7 protein-coding genes are annotated in these 14,670 nt (G+C 69.6%); 5 read left to right on the forward strand and 2 right to left on the reverse strand.

What is annotated here, in order from left to right; translation table 11 throughout:
* Position 1 precedes the first annotated feature (1 nt).
* Positions 2-1,339, reverse strand: a complete 1,338-nt coding sequence (locus tag JOF43_RS04700) for an extracellular solute-binding protein (RefSeq protein WP_209899788.1) — start codon at positions 1,337-1,339, stop codon at positions 2-4.
* Between the two features lie 311 nt (positions 1,340-1,650).
* Positions 1,651-2,826, reverse strand: a complete 1,176-nt coding sequence (locus tag JOF43_RS04705; RefSeq protein WP_209899790.1) for an ROK family transcriptional regulator — start codon at positions 2,824-2,826, stop codon at positions 1,651-1,653.
* A 278-nt stretch (positions 2,827-3,104) separates the two neighbouring features.
* On the opposite strand from JOF43_RS04705, the gene xylA reads away from it, so the two are divergent.
* The 5 genes from xylA (at position 3,105) to JOF43_RS04730 (ending at position 14,543) form a co-directional block, all read left to right on the forward strand.
* Positions 3,105-4,298 (forward strand): xylose isomerase, encoded by a 1,194-nt coding sequence (gene xylA, locus JOF43_RS04710; RefSeq protein ID WP_209899793.1) that lies wholly within the window; start codon positions 3,105-3,107, stop codon positions 4,296-4,298.
* Between the two features lie 233 nt (positions 4,299-4,531).
* Entirely contained in the window at positions 4,532-5,929 is a 1,398-nt protein-coding gene (gene xylB, locus JOF43_RS04715; RefSeq protein ID WP_209899796.1) for a xylulokinase, read from the forward strand.
* 176 nt (positions 5,930-6,105) lie between these two features.
* Complete coding sequence (locus JOF43_RS04720; RefSeq protein ID WP_342592085.1) at positions 6,106-6,657, forward strand: GNAT family N-acetyltransferase; 552 nt, start codon at positions 6,106-6,108, stop codon at positions 6,655-6,657.
* 425 nt (positions 6,658-7,082) lie between these two features.
* A complete protein-coding gene (locus tag JOF43_RS04725) occupies positions 7,083-8,126 on the forward strand; it encodes a LacI family DNA-binding transcriptional regulator (protein WP_209899801.1) in 1,044 nt (347 codons plus the stop codon).
* 885 nt (positions 8,127-9,011) lie between these two features.
* Entirely contained in the window at positions 9,012-14,543 is a 5,532-nt protein-coding gene (locus tag JOF43_RS04730; protein ID WP_281065010.1) for a choice-of-anchor G family protein, read from the forward strand.
* Positions 14,544-14,670: the final 127 nt, after the last annotated feature.

A 14,670-nucleotide genomic window follows, 5' to 3' on the forward strand; every position in this document is an offset into this window, starting at 1 on the left:
CTCAGCCTGCCGTCTCGGTGTTCATGGTCTCGGCGAACTGCTCGGGGGTGATCGAGCCGAGGAAGAGCTGTTCGATGTTCACCAGCAGGGCCTCGGCCACGGTGGGCTGCAGCGCCTGGTCCCAGGACTGGGTGAAGGCAGGGGCCTCCTGGGTGCCGCTGTAGACCCACTGCAGGTAGTCGGCGTCCTCGCTGGCCGCCATCGCCTCGTCCTGGCCGGTGACGACGGGGATGCCGCCGGTGTCGATGATCGCCTCGGCGACCGCGTCGGTCATGACGCCGTCGGTGAAATAGGCCTTGGCGACCTCCTTCTCCTCGTCGCTCGCGTCGGAGGAGATCGAGAGGTAGCCGGCGGGATTCCCGACCAGGTTCGCGAGGTCGCCGTTGCCGCCCTCGATGGTGGGGAAGGGGTCGTAGCCCAGCCGGCCGTCCTGGACGAAGCCGTTCCCGCTGGTCTTCATGGAGCCGTAGGTCCAACCGCCCTGCAGCATCAGGGCGGCCTGATCGGTCCACAGCAGTGCTTGATCGCTGTTGGAGTCCGCCGCCATCGACTCGAAGCCGTCGACGAAAGCTTTCGCCGCGATCAGCTCCTCGACCTTCGTGCCCATCTCGACGACGGCGTCATCGAGCCAGGCGTCCTCCTCGCCGGCGGCGATCCGCTCGAAGACCTCCGGGCCGCCGATGCGGTCCAGCAGGTACTCGAGCCACATCATCGAGGTCCAGCGCGACTGCCCGGCCAGGGAGATCGGGGCGATGCCGGCCGAGTTCGCCTTCTCGATGGTGCTCATCAGGTCCTCCCAGGTGGTCGGCGGCTCGGCGCCGATGTCCTCGAGGACGGTGCGGTTGTTGAACAGGATGATGGGCTGGGTCGATTCGTTGGGGATCGCGTAGATCTTGTCCTCGACGGTCGCGGCGCCCCAGACCGACTTCACGAAGCGATCCTTGACCTCGGCGTTCTCTTCGAAGAACGAGGTGAGGTCCTCGACCTGCTGCGCTTCGGCGTAGGTGCGCAGGCCGCCGCCGCCCCAGCCGTAGACGATGGTCGGGGCCTGGCCCGCTCCGATGGCGGTGCGGATCTTCTGCTTGTAGGCGTCGTTCTGGAAGAACGTGAGGTCGACGGTGCCCTGATCGAGCTCGTTGAAGGCGTCGACCGCGCCCTGGGTGATGCTCTCGCCGGGCTCGCCGGAGAGGTCCCAATACGTGGCGCCGCCGCCTCCACCGCCCTCGCCGGAGCCGCCGGAGCCGCCGGGGCCGGAGGTGCCGCAGGCGGCGAGGGTGAGGGCGGAGGCGCCGGCGGAGGCGCCCAGCAAGGACCTGCGGGAGAGCTGGGGGTTCTTCATGACCTACTCCTGATGTCGACGGTGACGGGGTACGGCGGCCAGAGGGGTCGCCCCGCGGATCGAAGGGCGCACCCAGGTAAGTGTGCCTAACTTACAAATCGAAAGTTCCACGGTCAAGAGGGTTGGAATTTTCGGGAGCACAGAGTTCGGAGGGTCGTGGAGCGCGCCTCGGAGGTCCATGACCGATGCGCCCTGATCTGGCGGTCGCGATCGTTCCACGTGTAGGACGAGCGACGAGAGGGCCCCGAAAGCTTTTGTGGGTCGGGTCCGTGGCGCCGGCTGTCGGTCCGGGCCGACGGGAGGTCGCTTCGTCAGTCGACGGTAGCGGCAGTGCGAGCGATCCAGGCGCCGGGGGAGTCGAGGATCGGCCAGATCGCCGCGCGGGCAGCACCCCACAGGGCCGGGGCCGCGAGGTCGTCGGACCGCTCGATGACGACCTCGTCGACCTCGGCCGCCAACGCGTGGCGATCCACCGTCTCGCGGATGAACGGAGCGATCTCCCCGGCGATCGGGCCCAGGTAGCCCGAGAGCACCACGGTGGACAGGTCCAGGACGTTCAGCGCATTGGCGACCGCGAGGCCGAGCGAACGGCCGATGGTGCCGATCACCTTGGCGCGGTCGGTGCTGCGCGAGAGCTCCTCGACCAGCTCGTCGATCAGCACGTCCGTGCGCAGCCCGGCCCGCTCCCGCAGGGCGTGGTAGGAGATGTAGGCCTCGAGGCAGCCACGTCGGCCGCAGCGGCACAGCGCGCCGCCCGGTTCGACCACCGTGTGCCCGAACTCCCCGGCCCAGCCGTGGACGCCCTCGAGCACGGTGCCGTCCAGCACGATCGCCCCGCCCACGCCGGTGCTCCCGCGCACGTACATGAACGAGTCCTCAGGGCGGCGGGCGATCTCCGTGAGGACTGACAGGCGGATGTCGTTCTGGACCTGGACGGGGACGTCCGCCAGCTGGGGGGTCCGTGCGAGCTCGCGGCCCAGCGGCACCTCGGTCCAGTCGAGGTTCGGGGCGGCCAGCACGGACTGCCCGTCCGGAGACATGCGACCGGGCACGGCGGCGCAGACGCCGACGAGGGTCGCCCCGGGCGTCTCGGACCGCACCTGCGCCACGAGCCGGGCGCACGCCTGTGCGGTCTCCTCGACGTTGCCGGCGGTGACCCGGAGGTATTCGGTGTGGGTACTCAGCTGCCGGCCGGCCAGGTCGATGCCGAGGCAGGAGATGTGCTCGGCGGCGATCTCGAGGCCGATGCCCAGCACCGTGCCCTTGGCGGGCTGCAGCGGGACCATCGGGCGACCGCTGCCCTGGGAGACCGGCGCGTGCTCCTCGACCAGCCCGGCCGAGATCAGCTCCTCGACCAGCTTGGAGACGGTGGGCTTGGTCAACTGCGTCGAGCGGGCCAGCGTCGCCCGGGAGACGGGGTCGGTCGCCGTGGCCACGGCGCGCATGACGACCGAGAGGTTGTGCTCGCGCAGGTGCGTGGACTGCATGGGGACCTTTCCGTCATGTGCTCGGTGACTTCGTCGTACGACGGGCGGCTCGGGGGTGGGTGGTCTGGTCCGGCGGGCTGACCGGCGGCTCGGGGTCAGGCGGGCCGCAGACGTGCGGGTTGTGATCGGGCGGCGGGACGTCGTATGTTAGTAACCCAAACATACTAAGCGGTTCGAGGACGGCAGTTCCGTGGAACGGCCGGCCCGCTGCGGGCATCGTATGACGGCGCCCCGGGCCGCGAGGGACCAGACCTGCCTGCGACCAGAGGAGCTCGACCATGACCGCGCCCACCCCCACCCGTGACGACAAGTTCTCCTTCGGCCTGTGGACCACCGGCTGGGAGGCCCGTGACCAGTTCGGCGAGGCCAGCCGCCCGCCGCTCGAGCTGACTGCGCACATCCGGCGGCTCGCCGAGCTCGGCGCCTGGGGCTTCACCTTCCACGACAACGACGTCGTCCCCTTCGACGCCACCCCCGCCGAGCGCGAGAGCATCCTGACCTCGCTGAAGAAGGTCACCGAGGAGACCGGCCTGGTGATCGAGATGATCACCACCGACACCTTCGCCCACCCGGTGTTCAAGGACGGCGCCTTCACGTCCAACGATCGCTCCGTGCGCCGCTTCGGCCTGCGCAAGGTGCTGACCAACGTCGACCTCGCCGCCGAGCTGGGTGCGAGCACCTTCGTCATGTGGGGCGGCCGCGAGGGCACCGAATACGACGGCTCCAAGGACCTGCTCGCCGCCCACCAGCGCTACGCAGAGGGCATCGACACCGTCGCGGCCTACATCAAGGACAAGGGCTACGACCTGCGCATCGGCCTCGAGCCCAAGCCCAATGAGCCTCGCGGCAACATCTTCCTGCCCACCGTGGGGCACGCCCTGGCCTTCATCGAGCAGCTCGAGCACGGCGACATCGTGGGCATCAACCCCGAGACCGGGCACGAGCAGATGGCCACGCTGAACTACACCCACGGCCTCGCCCAGGCGCTGTGGGCCGGCAAGCTCTTCCACATCGACCTCAACGGCCAGCACGGCCCGATGTACGACCAGGACCTGGTGTTCGGCCATGGCGACCTGATCAGCGCCTTCTTCACCGTCGACCTGCTCGAGAACGGGTTCCCCTCGAAGCCCGGCGCCTACGAGGGCGCCCGCCACTTCGACTTCAAGCCCTCGCGCACCGAGCACGAGCAGGGCCAGTACGACGCGGCCGCCGCCAACATGGAGATGTACCTGATGCTCAAGGAGCGCGCGGTCGCGTTCCGTCAGGACTCCGAGGTGCAGGAGGCGCTGGCGTACTCCGGCGTCGACCAGCTCGCACTGCCCACGCTGGCCGAGCGCGAGACCGTCGCCGACCTCCTCTCCGACCGCAGCGCCTTCGAGGACTTCGACGCCGAGACGGCGGGGGAGCGCAACTACGGCTTCGTCCGTCTGCAGCAGCTGGCCCTGCAGCACCTGCTCGGCTTCCGCGCCTGAGCCGTCCGGTCCGCGGCAGCCGCGGAGTGTCGCCTCGGGACCGATGTTCTCGACGACATCGGTCCCGAGGCGACACTCCGTGAGCCGACCCGGTGTCGGGCCCGGCAGCCGGACCAGGCGTCGGGATTTCGCGGTGGTGCCGGGCCCGCGAGCCGGCATGCCCGGGGCCGCCTCCACGTACTCTGGGAAGTCGCAGCTTCCCCCGCACCTTGCTCCCCGGAAAGGACCTCCCGATGGCACCGAAGGTTCTCGGCATCGACTCCTCCACCCAGGCCACGAAGGCCCTGCTCGTCGACGCCGAGTCCGGCGAGGTCCTCGAGGAGCGCCGCGCGACGCACCCCGACGCCACCGAGGTCGACCCTCGTGCCTGGCTCGAAGCGGTCGACGAGGCGGCGGGGCCGCTGCTCGAGCGGGCCGAGGCCGTCTCCGTCGGCGGCCAGCAGCACGGCATGGTGCTGCTGGACGCGCAGGGCGAGGTGGTGCGTGACGCGCTGCTGTGGAACGACACCCGTTCCGCCCCGCAGGCCGAGGCGCTCATCGAGGAGATGGGGGGCCCCGAGGCCTCGGTCGAGGAGATCGGCAGCCTGATGGTGGCCTCCTTCACCGCCTCCAAGCTGCGCTGGGTGCGGGACGAGGAGCCCGGGACGGCCCGGCGCGCCGCCAGCGTGCTGCTTCCCCACGACTACGTCTCGCGTCACCTGGCCGGCGGGGGAGAGGCCTTCACCGACCGCGGCGACGCCTCCGGCACCGCCTACTACTCCACTCGCACCGAGGAGTGGAAGCCCGAGCTGGTCGAGCTGGCCCTGGGGAGCTCTCTCGAGCTGCCGCGCCTGCCCGGGACACCGCAGGAGATCATGGCCCGCACCCCCTCCGGCGCCGCGATCGCCGCCGGCACCGGCGACAACATGGGCGCCGCGCTCGGTCTGTCCCAGAGCGAGGGCGACGTCTCCGTCTCGATCGGCACCTCCGGGGTGTGCGCGATGGTCAGCCCGCGGCGGCCGAACGACGCCACCGGCGCCGTCACCGGGTTCGCCGACGCCACGGGGCGCTTCCTGCCGATGGCCACCACCATCAACGCCGCCCGGATCCTCGAGGCCGGCCGCGACCTGCTCGGGGTGAGCCACGAGGAGATGGCGCAGCTCGCCCTGGCCAGTGTGCCGGGCGCCCACGGGGTGACCCTGCTGCCCTACTTCGACGGCGAGCGCACGCCGAACCGTCCCGAGGCCCGGGCGACCCTGAGCGGGATGAGCACCGCCACCACCCGCGAGGACGTGGCCCGCGCCTACGTCGAGGGGCTGCTGTGCTCCCTGGCCGACGGCATCACCGCGCTCGAGGACCGCACCGGATCCTCCGCGGCCCGCATCACGCTGATCGGCGGCGCGGCCCGCAACCAGGCCGTGCAGCAGCTGGCTCCCGCGGTCTTCGGCCGGGAGGTCACCGTGGCTCCGGCCGCGGAGTACGTGGCGCTGGGGGCCGCACGCCAGGCCGCGTGGGCGCTGGCCGGTACCGAGGAGCCGCCGTCCTGGGAGGTCTCCGGCAGCCGGGTCGTCGAGGCGGACCCCACCCCGGAGGTGCTCGGTGCCTACCGCGAGCTCAAGGACCGCACCGAGGGCTGGGTCCGCCGGAGCTGACGCGGCTGCCCCTGGCGCCTCCGGGCCCACTCTCCCTCCGACTCTGCTCGCGGTCATCGCCTCGAGGAGGGGTGAGGCCGGAGCGGCGTGAGGTACACACTTACGGGGCGTTGGCCCTTCTCCTCGTCGGGAATCGCTGAGATGATTCCACCGTGCCTTCATGTGTTCATCCTGCAGTGCCGCCAGGATCGCTGTCGATCTCTGCTCAACCCATTCTCGCTGCCGGAGCTTTTCGCCTGCGTCCTTGGCGACTCACCGATGTCGCGGGTCTGGTCTCTGTATACGCGGAATCAGATATCCAGCGATGGCACGCCCGTTCGATGACCGAAGTCGAAGCCGCTCGGTGGGTGGAGCGCGCGGGCTCGGCGTGGGCCGAAGAGACTGAGGCAAGTTGGGCCGTCGAGGTCCGCGGTGCGCTGGCTGGACGCATGACGCTCAAGCTCGATCTCACAGAAGGGTGTGCCTCAACGGCGTACTGGACCCGTGCCGACTATCGGGGGAGTGGGCTCGCACCGCGGGCGCTGGTGGTAGCGAGTGATTGGGCTTTCAGTATTGGGATGCGCAGAGTGGAGCTTGAGCATTCGACGCGAAATTCGGCTTCCTGTCGTGTCGCATCCAAGGCGGGCTTCGTGGCCGAAGGAATACGACGGGACGGTGCTCTGCACGCTGACGGTTGGCACGATATGCATGTCCACTCCCGGCTTGCCAGGGAACGACCCGTTCAGTAGAGCGGCCGCCATGTCCCGCCGGGGGTCGGAGGCCCGGCGGAAGTAGGTGAGCAGTTGGTCGCGTCCCCCTGGCCTGAGGGATCAGGGCGCGCGGATGCTCGACCTTGGTCAGGTGCGCAGATGCGAGGGGTCGGGGCCGACGGGCGCGTCAGCAGGGTCGATCAGCGGCGGTCGCTCGACAACTCGAGCTGGCGGCGCTGCTTCAGTGAGCCGCCGACCGTGTGGTGGTTCCACAACGGGCTGTACCGGCGATGTCCGTCGCATCCAATGGCGGGCGCCCGGAGTGCGAGCAGAAACGTGCCGAAAAGTGTCGGAAAGTTATGGAGTGCTTTACGCTGGGAGGTACGGCACCTGCGGATCCGGCAAGGATGCCCTCCGCCGGTCGGTGCCGGTGAAGGTGCCGAGACGACGGGGAGGACGTGGACATGCCCGAGGACGGTTCGCGGCAGAGCCGCGTCACCTTGAGGGACGTCGCGGAGCGGGTCGGGGTCTCCCTCGCGACCGCCTCGAAGGTCATGAACGGACGCGCCGACGTGCGTGACTCGACGCGCAAGGAGGTCGCCGCGGCCGCGCGGGCGCTCGGCTACCAGCCCAAGCGGCGCGACACCGACGGTCGGCGCTCGGTGATGATCCACTTCGACACCCTCACCAGCCCCTACGTGCTCCAGATCCTCGAAGGTGCGGAGCAGTCAGCCCGCCGGGCCGACGTCGACCTGCTCGTCGTGAGCGTGGACGAACGGGGCCCCGGTTACCAGGGCCCCACCCGGGCGATGATGGCGGACCTCTCTGCCCGCGGAGTCGAGGGGCTCATCGCGGTCACCTCGCCGGTGGGCCAGCAACACGCCCGATGGAGCCGGGACCTCAAGCTTCCGCTGATCGCCATCGACCCGGTGACCATCGGCCCCGACACCAAGGGGGTCGTCGCGATCTCCGCCACCAACTGGGAGGGCGGCAGCAGCGCCGTCCAGCACCTGCTCGATCTCGGGCATCGGCGCATCGGGATCATCGGGGGTCCCGAGGAGTCGGTCCCCGCCCGTCAGCGCGTCCAGGGGTACCACAGCGCTCTCGCGCAGGCCGGCATCCCCGTCGACCCCGCCCTCATCGAGCACGGAAGCTTCGGCTACGAGGACGGCCAGCGCGGCGCGGAGACGCTGCTGGACCTGCCCGAGCCGCCCACCGCGATCTTCGCGGTGGCCGACACTCTCGGGGTCGGCGTGCTGCGGGCCGCCCGCCGGCGTGAGGTCGCCGTACCGGATCGCCTCAGCGTGGTCAGCTTCGACGACACCATGATCGCCAACTGGACACATCCCCAGCTCACGGCCGTGCGCCAGCCGTTGTTCTCCATGGGGCAGGTCGCCGTCGAACGCCTGCTGGCGCTGTCCTCCGACCCGGGCCTGTTCGCCCACCCTTTCAAGCTCGAGACCCAGCTGATCGAGCGGGAGTCGACCGCCCCGGTCGCGGGGACCTGAGCCCCGGCGGGGCCGCCGCTACGCAGAAATGTCGCCGCAGGACCGATGCGTCGTGCCGCATCGGTCCTGCGGCGACATAACTCGAGGGCACGCTCAGGTGCAGAGCCCTCCTCTCACATCAGAGGCCGGCTCGCACGCCGAGGCGGGCGAAGGCGCCCGCGAGTGCATGTCGCAGTGCCGTGCGAGGTGGCGGACGCGGTGCGGTGCGCGGCCGCGCGAGGTGGCGGTCGCCGGTGCCGTGCTCACCCGCGTGGCGCTCCGACCCTTTCGGCGTGCTCGCCCGCGTGGCTCTCCGATCCTCTCGGCGCGCTTGCCGCCGTGCTCCCGACTCCGCGACGCGCGGCTGAGACCCGGCACACTTCGCTTTGCGACAGATGTCCATGAAGAACTATTCTCCGAAAGGTCGCTGCAGAGAAATTGCGCAGTTCGTACGAAATCGGACTCTTCCGGTTCTTTCGGGCATACGGTGCGGCGGGTTGAGGGGCTGAGGGTGGCGAGATGCGGCAGCAACCTGAACACGAGCTGGCAAGCGCCGGCAACGCGCGCTTAAACGCTGAAGTCGCGCTTCGTTACCGGTTCGTTGTCTTGCCGATATGACCATTTCGTCCCACGGACCTTGCCGGATGATCCAGCATCGTAGCTGGACACGAGCATTTCCGAGCGATGCGCGCCGGGCACGGACAGCCCTTGCAGAACGCCCTTAGGGGATGTATGGCCAACGTTGAGTGGACTTTCAGGAAAGGGCCTCCCATCACTTGACGGGACCACTTTGCTTAATGTTGGCTGGGCACGCTGGCGATCTGTCCGCCCCGAGAAGGCCCGTCCGATCCGGTGGTGATCGCCAGCAATTAGTGCCTGTTCGACGTCGCGCCAGAGAGGGAAGTCATGCTCACACCTGACCGAGTACCACGGGACGGAATCGCCCCACCTCCACGGGGAAGATCGTGGCGAAGGCGAGTCGCCCAAGGCGCGGCGCTGGGTTTCGCCGGGGCACTTCTGGCCTCCGGTCCCGCCTCAGCGCTGGGCCTCGATACCTACCCCGACGAGCCGACGGAGTCCGAGGCCAGCGTTGCGGGGATGTCGCTCGGCGGTGAGGACCTCATCGGACTCGGGCAGTCGCAGGCCGGTTCCGCCTCGAACCCGGGCCCGAACAACGAGGCCTTCAACGGTGCCATCGGCGGTGGGGAAGTCGTCGACTTCGGCACGGGATACCAGATCCCCCTCGACGAGTTCCTCGAGTTCGGTGAGGTCGGTGCCATCCAGAGCGAGTCGACCGCGACCGACGACCAGAACGGCGAAGCCATCACCGGCATCGTCGGGGCGGACGGCGGTCTCACCCTCGACGGCACCGACAGCGACTTCGGCACGGCACGCGTCGACCTCCTGTCCATCGCCAAGGCCAGCGGGGCCGACACGGTCACCGATCAGATGGTCGATCAGGCCGATCTGAGCTTCGGACTCGGCGGTGCATGGGTCGAGTCGGTCAACGGCGAGTTCCAGGACCCGGATGCTGTGGGCGAGATGGGTCAGTACCGCGTCGGCGACATGAAGCTCGAGCTCCACTCCCCGGCCGTCCAGGCCGCGGGCGACGGTCTCAGCGATGCGGCCGGGCAGATGGAGCAGGAAGTCACCGACACCATCAACGAGAGCCTCGACCTGACCAGCGCCCTGCCGGTGCCCGGTCTCTCGGTCGACACCGAGGTCTCCAGCACCCTCCAGGAAGACGTCCTCGACGCCACTCTCCTCGGCCCCATCGCCACGGATGACGGCCTCGCCGAGATCAATCTCGGCGACGGCACGGTCGTGGTCGACCTGGGCCGGATCGGCGGCAACGATGACGGCCTCATCGATCGTCCGGTCGGGATCAACAACCAGAACCCCAATACCGAGCTCATCGATGACGAGACCTACCCCTTCATCGCGAGCAGCGTGCACGACGTCATCGACGAGACCGTCGATCTCTCCGTCGGCACCGCCATGGATTCCCTGGAGAGCGTGAGCATCGGCTCCTCCGTGAGCGCCCCCGACGGCACCACGGCTTCGTGGGACATGACGCTGGCCGGTGAGGTCTCCAACTTCGAGTGCACCCCCAGCGGCATCACGGGCGTGGCGACCTGCGCGACCCTCGAAGGCGCGATGGGCGCTCTGGGCCCGGTCATGACGCCGATCAACGACCTGATCACCAACCCGGAGGGCGTGATCTACGAGGCGTTCACCACCATCAAGACGGACCTGATGACCGTCCCGGTGCGTGCTGCGCTCGATCCCTTCCTCGAGCTGATCGCCACCAACCTGTTCTCGGTGCAGATCAACCACCAGGAGACCCAGACCTGCGAGACCTCGGATGGCTCCGAAGCGCTCTCGGGCCTCGAGGTATCGGCATTGAGTATCGGCGTATTGGACGGCACAGCACGATTGGGCATAGGTAATGCCGGCGTGAGAACCGATGCGTGTGGTCTCGCCGCCGCCGAGCCCGTGGTCGAGGCCGCGAGCCCGGTTCCGGCCGGCGAGTGCACGGAGATCACCTCCAGCGGATGGGCCCCCGAGACCGAGGTGACCTTCCAGGTGACCGACGCCGAGGGCAACCCCGTGGGCGACCCGATCACGGCGACCACCGACGCCGAGGGCAATGTCCCGGCGGACACCTGCCTCACGGTGCCCGAGGGCACCGAGCCCGGTGACTACACCGTCGTGGGCGAGGACCCGGACGGAAACACCGGCGAATCGGAGCTGACGGTCTACGCGCCGGAAGCCCAGGTCGATTCGCCGGCAGCTCCCGGTGAGTGCGCCACGGTGACCTCCAGCGGTTGGGTCCCCGGCAGCGAGGTCACGATCCAGCTGACCGACGCCGAGGGCAACCCCGTCGGGGACCCCGTGACGGCGACGGCGGATGACGAGGGCAACCTCCCCGCAGACACCTGCGTGACGATCCCCGAGGGGACCGAGCCGGGTGACTACGAGGCGATCATCTCGGACGACAACGGCGCAGAGATCCCGGCACCTGTCGAGGTTGGCGAGGCCGATGCCGACGAGGCGACGCTGGAAGCCTCCTCGCCGGTGGTTCCCGGCGACGAGTCGACCCTGACCTCCGAGGGCTGGACCCCGGACACCGATGTGACGGTGCAGCTGGCCGATCCCGAGGGCAACCCGGTCGGCGATCCGGTCACGGTGACCACCGATGAGAACGGTGCCTTCCCCGAGGGCTCCGCGCTCCCGGTTCCCGAGGATGCGGCTCCCGGCGACGGCTACACCGTCACCGCGACCGACCCCGAGGGCACCGAGGCCACCGACACCCTCCAGGTGGTCGCGGCCGATGCCCCGCTGGTGGATGCCTCCTCGCCGGTTGCCGCCGGCGATGACTCCACCGTCTCCGGTGAGGGCTGGACCCCGGACACCGAGGTGTCCGTGCAGCTGGGCGATCCCGAGGGGAACCCGCTGGGTGACCCCGTGACCGTCACGACCGATGAGAACGGTGCCTTCCCCGAGGGCACGGTGCTCCCGGTTCCCGAGGATGCGACCCCGGCTGACGGCTACACCGTCACCGCGACGGATCCCGAGGGCAACGAGGCGACCGACACCATCGAGGTCACGGAGGCCGATTCGGCCGACGAGGTCACGATCGACGCCTCCTCGCCGGTGCGTGTGGGCGATGAGTCCGCGCTGACCTCCGAGGGCTGGACCCCGGACACCGAGGTGTCCGTGCAGCTGGCCGATCCCGAGGGCAATGCCGTCGGCGATCCGGTCACGGTGACCACCGATGAGAACGGTGCCTTCCCCGAGGGCTCCGCACTCCCGATCCCGCAGGAGGCGACCCCGCGCGACGGGTACACCATCACCGCGACGGATCCTGAGGGCACCGAGGCGACGGACACCATCGAGGTGGTCGCTCCCGATGCCGAGGTGATTTCGCTGGATGCGGCCTCGCCGACTCCGGCCGGTGGGGAGTCGACCCTGGAATCCGCAGGGTGGACCCCGGACACCGAGGTCTCCGTGCAGCTGACCGATCCCGAGGGCAATGCCGTCGGCGATCCGGTCACGGTCACGACCGATGAGAACGGTGCCTTCCCCGAGGGCACAGTGCTCCCGGTTCCCGAGGATGCGACCCCGGCTGACGGCTACACCGTCACCGCGACCGATCCCGAGGGCAACGAGGCGACCGACAACCTCGAGATCGCGCCGGCCGATTCGGCCGACGAGGCAACTCTCGAGGCGTCCTCGCCGGTGCGTGTGGGCGATGAGTCCGCGCTGACCTCCGAGGGCTGGACCCCGGACACCGAGGTGTCCGTGCAGCTGACCGACTCCGACGGCAATGCCGTCGGCGATCCGGTCACGGTCACGACCGATGAGAACGGTGCCTTCCCCGAGGGCACGGTGCTCCCGGTTCCCGAGGATGCGACCCCCGGCGATGGCTACACCGCCACCGCCACGGATCCTGAGGGCACCGAGGCCACCGACACCCTCGAGGTGGTTGCGGCGGATGCTCCGCTGGTGGATGCCTCCACTCCGGCTCCGGCCGGTGGCGAGTCCACTCTGACCGGTGACGGTTGGACTCCGGATACCGACGTGACGGTGCAGCTGACCGATCCCGAGGGCAATGCCGTCGGCGATCCGGTCACGGTCACCACCGATGAGAACGGTGCCTTCCCCGAGGGCTCCGCGCTCCCGATCCCTGAGGATGCGGCTCCGGGCGACGGGTACACCGTCACCGCGTCGGACCCTGAGGGCAACGAGGCGACGGACACCCTCGAGATCGCGCCGGCCGATTCGGCCGACGAGGCAACTCTCGAGGCGTCCTCGCCGGTGCGTGTGGGCGATGAGTCCGCGCTGACCTCCGAGGGCTGGACCCCGGACACCGAGGTGTCCGTGCAGCTGACCGACTCCGACGGCAATGCCGTCGGCGATCCGGTCACGGTCACCACCGACGAGAACGGTGCCTTCCCCGAGGGCACGGTGCTCCCGGTTCCCGAGGATGCGACCCCCGGCGATGGCTACACCGCCACCGCCACGGATCCTGAGGGCACCGAGGCCACCGACACCCTCGAGGTGGTTGCGGCGGATGCTCCGCTGGTGGATGCCTCCACTCCGGCTCCGGCCGGTGGCGAGTCCACTCTGACCGGTGACGGTTGGACTCCGGATACCGACGTGACGGTGCAGCTGGCCGATCCCGAGGGCAATGCCGTCGGCGATCCGGTCACGGTCACCACCGATGAGAACGGTGCCTTCCCCGAGGGCTCCGCGCTCCCGATCCCTGAGGATGCGGCTCCGGGCGACGGGTACACCGTCACCGCGTCGGACCCTGAGGGCAATGAGGCGACGGACACCCTCGAGATCGCGCCGGCCGATTCGGCCGACGAGGCAACTCTCGAGGCGTCCTCGCCGGTGCGTGTGGGCGATGAGTCCACGCTGACCTCCGAGGGCTGGACCCCGGACACCGCGGTGTCGGTCCAGCTGATCAATCCCGAGGGCGAGGCCGTCGGCCACCCGATCTCCGTCACCACCGACGAGAACGGTGCCTTCCCCGATGGCTCCGCGCTCCCGATCCCGCCGGAGGCGAAGCCGGGCGACGGTTTCACCGTCTCCGCGGGGGATCGTGAGGGCAACGAGGCGACGGACACCATCCAGGTGGTTGCGGCGGATGCCCCGCTGGTCGATGCCTCCTCGCCGGCTCCGGCCGGTGGCGAGTCCACTCTGACCGGTGACGGCTGGACCCCGGGTACCGAGGTCTCCGTGCAGCTGGCCGATCCCGAGGGCAATGCCGTCGGCGATCCGGTCACGGTGACCACCGATGAGAACGGTGCCTTCCCCGAGGGCTCCGCGCTCCCGATCCCTGAGGATGCGACCCCGGCTGACGGCTACACCGTCACCGCGACCGATCCTGAGGGCAACGAGGCCACGGACACCCTCGAGGTGGCTGCGGCCGACGGTGGCACCTGCGTCGGTGACCAGACGGTGACGATCGAGCCCGACTCGGTCGACGCCGGTGGCACCGTGATCGTCTCCGGCACCGGGTTCGCTCCCGGCACCGGGAACGTCGCGCTCGTCGATGGCGAGGGCAACCAGGTCGGAGCCGCGCTCGAGATCATCGAGGTCGGCGATGACTGCGCCTTCGAGAACGAGGTCGTCGTCTCGACCGATGTCAGCCCCGGTGACTACGAGCTCGTGGTCTCCGACGGTGACGGCAACTCCGCGTCGGACTCCCTCACGGTGACCGAGGCGCAGAACGGCGGCGACCCGGCACCCGGTGGCGACGATGACTCGTCCGTCGGTGTCGGCGAGGGCAACGGGAACGGCGGAAGCGGTGCGGACGGTGACCTGGCGAACACCGGGTTCGACGTGCTCCCGATCGCCGCGTTCGCTTCGCTGCTGACGATCGGCGGTGCCGCTGCTCTCATCACGCACCACCAGCGGAAGGTGTGAACGGACACCATCCGATGAGGCAGTAACCGCAATGGTGGCGGCCCCCCAGTGGGGTCGCCACCATTGCGCTGTCCGCAGTACTCGTTGCACCGGCCCCGGAGACGAGGCGTCAGCATCTCGAAGGACC

The sequence above is a fragment of the Brachybacterium sacelli genome, assembly GCF_017876545.1.
Lineage (GTDB): Bacteria > Actinomycetota > Actinomycetes > Actinomycetales > Dermabacteraceae > Brachybacterium > Brachybacterium sacelli.

Coding starts and splice junctions, on each gene's coding strand:
- JOF43_RS04700 (WP_209899788.1), bottom strand. CDS start 1,339: ATGAAGAACCCCCAGCTCTCCCGCAGGTCCTTGCTGGGCGCCTCCGCC.
- JOF43_RS04705 (WP_209899790.1), bottom strand. CDS start 2,826: ATGCAGTCCACGCACCTGCGCGAGCACAACCTCTCGGTCGTCATGCGC.
- xylA (WP_209899793.1), top strand. CDS start 3,105: ATGACCGCGCCCACCCCCACCCGTGACGACAAGTTCTCCTTCGGCCTG.
- xylB (WP_209899796.1), top strand. CDS start 4,532: ATGGCACCGAAGGTTCTCGGCATCGACTCCTCCACCCAGGCCACGAAG.
- JOF43_RS04725 (WP_209899801.1), top strand. CDS start 7,083: ATGCCCGAGGACGGTTCGCGGCAGAGCCGCGTCACCTTGAGGGACGTC.
- JOF43_RS04730 (WP_281065010.1), top strand. CDS start 9,012: ATGCTCACACCTGACCGAGTACCACGGGACGGAATCGCCCCACCTCCA.